Here is a 9,545-nt window from a genome sequence, read left to right on the forward strand (position 1 = left end):
CGGCAAGAGCCGCCGGTTGACCCCGGCGGCGCCTGAATCCAAGACATGCAACAGGAGCCAACATGGCCGACAAGTATGATGTGATCGTGATCGGTGCGGGCCCCGGTGGTTACGTGGCCGCCATTCGCGCCGCCCAGATGGGTCTCAAGACTGCCTGCGTCGAGAAGTGGATCGGCAAGGAAGGCAAGGTGGTGTTCGGCGGTACCTGCCTGAACGTGGGCTGCATCCCCTCCAAGGCGCTGCTCGAGGCCTCCCACAAGTTCGTCGAGGCCAAGCATGACTTCGATGACATGGGCATCCAGGCCGGCGACGTCCAGATGGACGTCAAGAAGATGATCGCCCGCAAGGACAAGATCGTGAAGAACCTCACCGGTGGCATCGCCGGCCTGTTCAAGGCCAACGGCGTGACCGGCATCGAGGGCACCGGCAAGGTGACCGGCAGCAAGCAGGTCGAGGTCACCGACCAGGACGGCAAGGCCACCACCTTTGAAGCGGACAACATCATCATCGCCGCCGGCTCCGTGCCGGTGGAGATCCCGCCGACCCCGCTCACCGACGACATCATCGTCGACTCCACCGGTGCCCTCGAGTTCACCGAGACGCCCAAGCGCCTTGGCGTGATCGGTGCCGGCGTGATCGGTCTGGAACTGGGCAGTGTCTGGAACCGCCTGGGTTCCGAGGTCACCGTGCTCGAGGCCATGGACAGCTTCCTGCCGATGGTCGATGGCGCCATCGCCAAGGAGACCCAGAAGCTGCTCAAGAAGCAGGGCCTGGACATCAAGCTGGGCGCTCGCGTCACCGGCTCCGAGGTCAAGGATGGCGAGGTCATCGTCAAGTACAGCGACGGTGACAACGACCAGGAGATGACCTTCGACAAGCTGATCGTCTGCGTCGGCCGCAAGCCCTATACCCAGGGCGTCATCGCCGAGGGTGTGGGCGTCGAGACCGACGAGCGCGGCTTCATCCAGGTCGATGACCAGTGCCGCACCAGCGTGCCGAGTGTCTACGCCATCGGCGACTGCGTGCGCGGCCCGATGCTGGCCCATAAGGCCTCCGAGGAGGGCGTGATGGTGGCCGACATCATCGCCGGCCACAAGGCGGAGATGAATTACGACGCCATTCCCAACGTCATCTACACCTTCCCCGAGGTGGCCTGGGTCGGCATGACCGAGCAGGATGCCAAGGCCAAGGGCATCGAGGTCAAGACCGGGTCCTTCCCGTTCGCTGCCAGCGGTCGCGCCATGGCCAACAATGCCACCGAGGGCCAGGCCAAGATCATCGCCGACGCCGAGACCGACCGCGTCCTGGGCATGCATATCGTCGGCCAGCATGCCGGCGAGATGATCGCCCAGGGCGTCATTGCCCTGGAGTTCGGCTCCAGCGCCGAGGATCTCGCGCTGACCTGCTACGCCCACCCGACCATGTCGGAGGCGGTGCATGAGGCCGCGCTGGCCGTGGAAGGCCATGCCATCCACATGGCCAATCGCAAGAAGAAGAAGTAAGGATAACAAGCGCCGCCCACCGGGCGGCGTGCCCCTTCCGGCCATGCATCGGAGGGGACGGTGGCGTCCCGTGAGTCAGTCTCTCGAGGTCGAGCAGGGGCGCCGTTCGAGTCACATGCAACCAATGGCATGAATCGATGAACCTTCACGAGTATCAGGGCAAACAGCTGTTTGCCGACTATGGTCTGCCGGTGTCCAAGGGTTTCGCCGTGGACACTCCCGAGGAAGCCGCGGAAGCCTGCAAGAAGATCGGCGGCGACATGTGGGTCGTCAAGGCCCAGGTCCACGCCGGCGGTCGCGGCAAGGCTGGCGGCGTCAAGCTGATCAAGAGCCCGGATGAGGCCAAGGCCTTCGCCGAGCAGTGGCTGGGCAAGAATCTGGTGACCTTCCAGACCGATGCCAATGGCCAGCCGGTCGCCAAGATCCTGGTCGAGACCTGCACCGATATCGCCGACGAGCTTTACCTGGGCGCAGTGGTCGACCGTGGCACTCGCCGCGTGGTCTTCATGGCCTCCACCGAGGGCGGCGTCGAGATCGAGAAGGTCGCCGAGGAGACGCCCGAGAAGATCCTAAAGGCCGAGATCGACCCGCTGGTGGGTGCTCAGCCCTACCAGGCCCGCGAGCTGGCTTTCGCCCTGGGGCTCAAGGGTGACCAGGTCAAGCAGTTCACCAAGATCTTCCTGGGCCTCTCCAAGCTGTTCCATGACAAGGATCTGGCGCTGCTCGAGATCAACCCGCTGGTGATCACCGACGAGGGCAACCTGCACTGTCTCGACGCCAAGATCGGCCTGGACGGCAACGCCCTCTATCGCCATCCGGACCTGCAGGCGATGCGTGACCCCTCCCAGGAGGACGAGCGCGAGGCCGAGGCAGCGGCGTGGGAGCTCAACTACGTGGCCCTCGACGGCAACATCGGTTGCATGGTCAACGGTGCCGGCCTGGCCATGGGTACCATGGATATCGTCAACCTGCATGGCGGCAAGCCGGCCAACTTCCTTGACGTCGGCGGCGGCGCCACCAAGGAGCGCGTGGCAGAGGCGTTCAAGCTGATCCTCTCCGACGACAACGTCAAGGCGGTACTGGTCAACATCTTCGGCGGTATCGTGCGATGCGACATGATCGCCGAGGGCATCATCGGTGCTGTCGAGCAGGTCGGTGTCAACGTGCCGGTCGTGGTGCGCCTGGAAGGCACCAACGCCGAGCTGGGCGCCGAGAAGCTGGCATCCAGCGGACTCAACATCATCGCTGCCGAGAGCCTCACCGATGCGGCTCAACAGGTAGTCAAGGCAGCGGAGGGCAAGTAATGAGCATCCTGATCGACAAGAACACCAAGGTCATCTGCCAGGGCTTCACTGGCGGCCAGGGGACCTTCCACTCCGAACAGGCGATCGCCTACGGCACCCAGATGGTCGGCGGCGTGACCCCGGGCAAGGGCGGCCAGGAGCACCTCGGCCTGCCGGTGTTCAACACCGTCAAGGAAGCCGTGGAGAAGACCGGCGCCGAGGCCAGCGTGATCTATGTGCCGGCCCCGTTCTGCAAGGACTCCATCCTCGAGGCCGCCAACGCCGGCATCAAGCTGATCGTGTGCATCACCGAGGGCATCCCGACCCTCGACATGCTCGACGTCAAGGTGAAGTGCGACGAGCTGGGCGTGCGCCTGATCGGCCCCAACTGCCCAGGCGTGATCACCCCCGGAGAGACCAAGATCGGCATCATGCCGGGCCACATCCACAAGCCCGGCAAGGTCGGTATCGTGTCGCGCTCCGGCACCCTGACCTACGAGGCGGTCAAGCAGACCACCGATCACGGTTTCGGCCAGTCCACCTGTGTGGGCATCGGCGGTGACCCGATCCCGGGCTCCAACTTCATCGACATCCTCGAGATGTTCGAGAAGGACCCGGCCACCGAGGCGATCGTGATGATCGGTGAGATCGGCGGTACCGCCGAGGAAGAGGCGGCGGCCTACATCAAGGCCAATGTCTCCAAGCCGGTGGTCTCCTACATCGCCGGCGTCACCGCTCCGGCGGGCAAGCGCATGGGCCACGCCGGTGCGATCATCGCCGGCGGCAAGGGCACCGCAGACGACAAGTTTGCCGCCCTCGAGGAGGCCGGCGTCAAGACCGTGCGCTCCCTGGCCGAGATCGGCAGCGCTCTGAAGGAAGTGACCGGCTGGTAAGCCGAGAGCTCCTCCAGCGATGTTGAAAGGGCGCCTTCGGGCGCCCTTTCTCGTGGTGCCCAGGGCAGGTTGCGATGCCGCCGCTTGCTGCCGGTGAGGAGCGACGCAGCAGGCTACCGGCCAGCAGAAGGAACAGCGGCGCGCCGGCGGCCAGATAGAGATGGTAGGAGACCAGGCGCCATACCAGCACCGCGGCAGCGGCCTGTTCGCGACCGACCATCGGCAGCAGCAGCCCGCCGACGCCCAGCTCGGCCGCTCCCGCGCCGCCGGGCAGGAAGCTGAACTGGCTCGCGGCCATGGCCAGCATCTGGGTAAGGAAGGTCCACAGCCAGTCGATGTTGCCTCCGGCACCCAGCACCGCCAGGTAGAGCAGGCTGTAGCGCAGCAGCCAGTGCGCCGCCGTGAGCATCAACACCGCCAACAGCGTGGTGATGGGCAGCCCCAGGGTCGTCCTGAGCGCCTGCCGACACCTGAGCAGGCGGCGGGCCAGCCAACGGCGACGGTAGCCGCTCAGCCAGCGTGCCACCGATGCTGAGGGGCGGCGCAGCAGGCGTGGCAGGCAGCCTATCGCCAGGCCGCCGCCAAGCGTCACCAGGGCGAGTGCGAGCAGGGCCAGCTGGATCAGCGAGGGGTAGGGCCAGCGTGGCTCACCCAGCAGGGAATAGGCCACCACGGCCGACAGCATGCACAGGAAGAACAGCAGGTCACAGCCCTGGTCGAGCAGGAATACGGCGGCTCCCCGTGAGGCCGGAAGGCCGCGCCGGGAGAGCAGCACCAGCAGGGTGGCGGGGCCTCCGCCGCCTCCCGGGGTGGCGCACAAGGCAAACTTGGAGGCCAGCTCGATGCCCAGGGCGCCGCGCTGCCCGAGCCGGCCCGCGCGGCCGTCCAGCATCAGGCGTAGCCGGGCGGCGTTGAGGTTCCAGCACAGGAATGCGATCAGCAGCATTAGGGCGAGCATGGCCGCTGGGAAGTCCCTGGCCGCCGCCAGGGCATCGGCACCGCCCAGCCAGGCGGTCACCCCCAGTGGGGCCAGCAGTGCCATCAGGATCAGCAGGCCGTGCCATGGCCGCCAGCGTGGCAGATGGCGGCGAGGATCAGCCATTCCGGGAGGTCGCCTGGTCCTGGCTGCCGTGACACAGCTGCTGATAATGGCCCAGCAGATCATTGATGACCCGTTCCCAGTCGAAGTGGCGTTCCACGTGACGCCGGGCGTGGCGTCCCATGGCCTGTGGGTCGTTGAGGAACAGCTCGCGGGTCGCCCGCGCCATGTCGTCGGGATCACGGGGGCGGCAGAGGATACCGGCGCCCAGCGGCACATACTCCTTGAGGGCACCGGCGCGTGCCGCCACGACCGGTAGCCCGCTGGCCATGGCCTCCTGGGCCACCAGGCCGAAGGTCTCGCGTGTGCCGGCGTGGAGCATGGCATCGGCGCTGGCCAGGGCCGTGGCGACCTCTCCTGGCGGGCAGTAGCGAGGCACCACGCTGACATTGGCGGGGACCCGACCGGGCATCCCCGGGCCCATCAGCAGCAGGTGGTAGTCGGCTCCCAGCCGTCCCATCGTCGCCAGAAGTACATCGACGTGCTTCTCCGGTGAATGGCGCCCGGCGAAGACCAGCAGATGCTGGTGATCGCCGAGCCCCAGGCGTCGGCGCAGTTCAGGATCGCGATGGCGAGGGTGGAAGGTCTCCAGGTCGACTCCCAGGGGCTGAACCCGCAGCTTGCTCACGCCCCAGTCGGCCAGGCGTTCGGCCATGGCGGTGCAGGGCGCCAGGACGCTGTCGAAGTGGCCATATAGCTCCCCCACATAGCGCTCCAGGCGCCGGCGGACGCCGCCGCCGAAGCGATCTCCCATCAGCCGCGGCAGATCGGAGTGGAAGAAGCCGACCGTGGGCACTCCCAGGTGCTGGCCCGCCTCCACGGCGGCCCAGGCGGTCACGTAGGGGTCGCCGGCCTCGATAAGGTCCGGCGCCATGGCGATCAGTGCCTCCCGCCAGGGCGCACGGCGCAGCGGAAAGCGATAGCCCTGGCCCAGCGGCAGGCGCGGGGCGGGGAGGGTGTGCACTCCGCCCAGCGAGCCGCGCTCCGCGCCGGGAACCAGCAGGCTGGTGCGCAGATCGGGGCGGCGGGCCAGGAGGCGATGCTTGGCCTGCAGGTAGGTGCGAACGCCGCCGCTGGCCGGGGCGTGGAACATGGTGATGTCGACGAGGTGCACTTGGCCTCCTGGCGGTGGGTCGAACCGTCAGGCTAGGGCCTGTATGCGACACTTCGAAGACAGTGGCGGGGTGTCCGGCCATAACGCAACACGGCGGCCCGAGGGCCGCCGTGGTGTCGGTCATTGCCAATGGCCATGATGCGCGGCTCAGTCGGCCGGGCGGGCCACCAGGGAGCGGGTCTCCTCGCGGGCCTCGACCAGCGCCACACGCAGATGGTCGCCCAGCTTGTAGCGCTCCTCGCTCTCCACCTGGATGCGCCCCTCCTTGTCGTCGATGGCGACCTTGTTGCGCTCGCTGTGCATCATCGGCGCCGGCACGAAGGCGGTGGCGCCGTTGGCGGTGAGGCGCACGCGCATGCCGCCACGGTTGATCTGGATGACCTCGGCGTCGAAGGTCTCCTGGGCCTCGGCCGCGGGGCTCAGGTAGCGCACGTAGAGCCAGTCCTTGACGTCGCGCTCGGCCATGCGGTTGAGGCGGCGGCGCTCGGTGAGCTGCTCGGTGAGCGCCAGGCTCGCCTCGGCCGGGGCCTGCTCACCCTTGAGGACCCGCTTGATCAGGCGATGGTTGACCATGTCGCCATACTTGCGGATCGGCGAGGTCCAGGTAGCGTAGGCCGGCAGCCCCAGGCCGAAGTGCGGGCCGGGCTTCGCCGACATGCTGGTGAAGCCCTGGAAGCGACGCAGGCGGGCGTCGAGCCAGGCATCGTCGCGCCCCTCGAGCTCGCGCTTGAGCTCCTTGTAGCGGGAGAGCTCGGTGAGCGCCTCGCGCTCCACCTCGATCTCCTGGCTGGCCAGGAACTCCTGGGCGGCCTCGGCCTTGTCGTCCTCGAAGGCGCGGTGCACGTTGAAGATGCCGTGGCCCACATGCTCCGCCAGCAGGTGGGCGCAGCAGGCGTTGGCGGCGATCATCGACTCCTCGATCATGCGGTTGGCGATGCGCCGCTCCTCGGTGCGGATATCCAGCACGTTGCCGGCCGCATCCAGGTCGAAGACGAAGTCGGGACGGTCCTTGAATACCAGGGCATGCTCGGCGCGCCAGGCGGCACGGGCCTCGGTGAGGTCGCGCAGTGCCTTGAGCTGCTCGCCGATCTCCGCCGCCGGCGCCCAGTCGCCCTGGCCCTCGAGCCAGTCGGAGACGTGGTCGTAGACCAGCTTGGCGTGGGAGGTGGCGGTGGCGGCGAAGAAGCGATAGTCGCCCAGGCTGCCGTCGGCATGCACGGTCAGCGTGCAGGCCAGCACCGGGCGCTCCTTGCCCTCCCACAGCGAGCAGAGGTCGTCGGCCAGCTGCTCGGGCAGCATGGTGACGTTCTGCCCCGGCAGGTAGACGGTGAAGGCGCGGGTACGGGCCTCGAGGTCGGCGGCGTGGCCCTCCTCGACATAGGCGGTGGGGTCGGCGATGGCCACGCTGAGGTCCCAGCCGCCATCCGCGCGGGGCACGATGCGCAGGGCATCGTCCATGTCGCGGGTCTTCTCGCCGTCGATGGTGAAGAAGGGCTCGGCATTCAGGTCTTCACGCACCAGGCCCTCATCGCGCAGCGGCCAGTCGTCGCCGGCATCCGGGCACTCCTGCTCCAGCGCGTGGCGGGCCAGGGTCACCCGCCACGGCACCGCGGGGTCGTCGGCCTTGGCCACCAGCTCGTCGATCTGGGTGAAGAAGCCACGATCGTCGGCCTTGAGGGGGTGGCGCACCAGGCGAGCGACGACCCAGTCGGCGTCGCCGATGGTGGCTTCATCGAGGCTGCGCTTGATGCGTGCCTTGAGGACATTCTTGATCGAAGGGTGGTCCGGCACCACGGCCAGACGGCCCTCGCGCTTCTGGACCCGGGCGATGAAGCGGTCGAGGCCCTGTTCGATCAGGGTGTCGGGCTCGACACTCTTCTTGTCGCCCTCCTCATGCAGCACCGCCGCGACGCGATCGCCGTGCAGTACCTGCTTCATGGCGGGGGGCGGCACGAAGTAGGAGTCGCCCTCGTCGGTCTCGAGGAAGCCGAAGCCCTTCTCGGTGGCCTTGATCACGCCCTCGACACGAGGGGTGGTGGAGCGAATCTGTTGCTTGAGTTGGGCAAGCAGGGCGTTGTTCTGCAGCATGATCACGAACGTGTGGCGGGGGTAGGCTGGCCACTATACGGATTCCCGTGCGCCGCGCCAAACCTGGCGTCGGGGGGATACCGCGAATCAGTGGCTTGGCGCGAGGCCAGAGCTGCGGAACGCATGACGGCGCCTGTCGGCGCCGTCGCAAGTCACCCGGGGAAGCGGGATCAGCGTACCGTGATCACCGTGCACTCGGCGGTGTGTGCCACCTTGTGAGAGACGCTGCCGACCACGAAGCCCTTGAGGTCGCTGAGGCCGCGGCTGCCCATGACGATGGCATCGACGCCGCGCTTGCGCGATTCACTGAGGATGGCGCGGGCCGGGTCGCCCTGAGCGATCACCGTCTCGATCTTGGTCGCGCCCTGCTCGCGGGCCGCCTCGGCGGCGCGGCTGATCACCTGCTTGCCGGCTTCCTCGCGCTCCTCGCGGGAGGCCTCGATGGCGATGGCGCCGATGCCCCAGACCAGGGTGGTCTCGTGGGAGAGCTCCTCGGGGATATGCAACAGGTGCAGGAGGCTACCCTCCTGGCGGGCCAGCTGGCAGGCCACGGCGAGGGCCTTTTGGGCGTGCTCGGAGCCGTCGACGGGAACCAGGATGGAGGTATACATGGAGAGACTCCTTGTCGGTAGGGGGCTATCTCGAGCCTAGCGGTTTTCCCCGCCGGGGTCATCTGCCATGCCGCCGGGCAGGCGCAACCTTGACCTGCATCACGGCTGCTGGCGTTCGCCGTCCGCCTCGAGGCGACGCAGCTGCTGCCATAGCTCCCGGCGCAGGTCGGCCAGGCGCGGGGCCTGGTCCGCGCGGAAGGGCAGCGGGCGGGTCAGGCGCTGGGTGCGCAGCCCCAGCCGGGCGCTGGTCAGGCCGATACCCAGGCCCTGGGCGGCCCGGGTCGAGAGGCGTCCGGCGAGGTTCATCGAGAGCATCTCCATGCCGGCGTCGCCGGCCATCTCGGTGGCCCCGGCGAAGGCCATCTGGCGCAGCACCTCGCGCAGCAGGCGCAGCCGCGCCGCATAGCCCAGTTCCAGGCCGTAGAGCCGGCATAGGCGGTCGACCATGGCCAGGCTGCGCCAGGCCACCAGCGCCATGTCGACCAGGGTAAGCGGGCTCACCGCCACCATCACCGCGGTCTCGCCGGACATCCGCGACACCAGGCGGCGAGCCGCTCGATCTCTGGGGGCCAGCAGGTGATGGTCGAGCAGGGTATGGAGCTCGGTTCCGCCGTGATGAGGCTGTCTTGCGGCCAGGAAGGCCTGCCAGTGAGGGTGGTCGGTCTCCAGGTCCAGGGCACGACGCAGGGCCTCGGCGGTGGCATCGGCCTCGCGGCGGGAGGCCGCGGAGAGATCGCCCAGTCGCTCGCGTAGCCGATTGTGGCGACGCAGCTTGCGCAGGCGCCACAGCTCGCGGCCGAGGGCGCCTCCGCCCAGTGCCAGGGCGAGCAGCAGCAGCAGGCTCCAGGCGCCGGCCAGCCAGTCACCGCCCAGGCCGGCGGCGTAGAGGGTGGTGCCGGCCTCGACCGCGCCCAGCCCGAGGCTACCGCCCAGCAGCATGAGCAGCCCCCAGCGG

8 protein-coding genes are annotated in these 9,545 nt (G+C 68.1%); 3 read left to right on the forward strand and 5 right to left on the reverse strand.

The window, feature by feature from the left end; translation table 11 throughout:
• Window positions 1–62 precede the first annotated feature (62 nt).
• The 3 genes from lpdA to sucD all read left to right on the forward strand — a co-directional run bounded on the left by lpdA (window position 63) and on the right by sucD (window position 3,678).
• Window positions 63–1,502 (forward strand): dihydrolipoyl dehydrogenase, encoded by a 1,440-nt coding sequence (gene lpdA, locus LWH48_RS13010; RefSeq protein ID WP_161432508.1) that lies wholly within the window; start codon window positions 63–65, stop codon window positions 1,500–1,502.
• Window positions 1,503–1,639: 137 nt separating this feature from the next.
• A complete protein-coding gene (sucC, locus tag LWH48_RS13015; protein WP_161432507.1) occupies window positions 1,640–2,806 on the forward strand; it encodes an ADP-forming succinate--CoA ligase subunit beta in 1,167 nt (388 codons plus the stop codon).
• Window positions 2,806–3,678 (forward strand): succinate--CoA ligase subunit alpha, encoded by an 873-nt coding sequence (gene sucD, locus LWH48_RS13020; protein ID WP_161432506.1) that lies wholly within the window; start codon window positions 2,806–2,808, stop codon window positions 3,676–3,678. The genes sucC and sucD overlap by 1 nt, the downstream gene beginning before the upstream one ends.
• Here sucD and LWH48_RS13025 read toward each other — a convergent pair.
• The 5 genes from LWH48_RS13025 to LWH48_RS13045 form a co-directional block, all read right to left on the reverse strand.
• Window positions 3,617–4,780 (reverse strand): lysylphosphatidylglycerol synthase transmembrane domain-containing protein, encoded by a 1,164-nt coding sequence (locus LWH48_RS13025; RefSeq protein ID WP_232912905.1) that lies wholly within the window; start codon window positions 4,778–4,780, stop codon window positions 3,617–3,619. The two genes, sucD and LWH48_RS13025, sit on opposite strands and share 62 nt — an antisense overlap.
• Entirely contained in the window at window positions 4,773–5,891 is a 1,119-nt protein-coding gene (locus LWH48_RS13030) for a glycosyltransferase family 4 protein (RefSeq protein ID WP_232912906.1), read from the reverse strand. Before LWH48_RS13030 ends, LWH48_RS13025 begins: the two co-directional genes overlap by 8 nt.
• A 147-nt stretch (window positions 5,892–6,038) precedes the next feature.
• Entirely contained in the window at window positions 6,039–7,979 is a 1,941-nt protein-coding gene (locus tag LWH48_RS13035) for an exoribonuclease II (RefSeq protein WP_232912907.1), read from the reverse strand.
• A 170-nt stretch (window positions 7,980–8,149) separates the two neighbouring features.
• Window positions 8,150–8,590, reverse strand: a complete 441-nt coding sequence (locus tag LWH48_RS13040) for a universal stress protein (RefSeq protein ID WP_161432499.1) — start codon at window positions 8,588–8,590, stop codon at window positions 8,150–8,152.
• A gap of 99 nt (window positions 8,591–8,689) precedes the next feature.
• Window positions 8,690–9,545, reverse strand: an 856-nt coding sequence (locus LWH48_RS13045) for a TIGR01620 family protein (protein ID WP_232912908.1), incomplete at its 5' end; no start/stop codon positions are given.

Source organism: Halomonas sp. G15 (assembly GCF_021282295.1).
Classification (GTDB): Bacteria; Pseudomonadota; Gammaproteobacteria; order Pseudomonadales; family Halomonadaceae; genus Halomonas; species Halomonas alimentaria.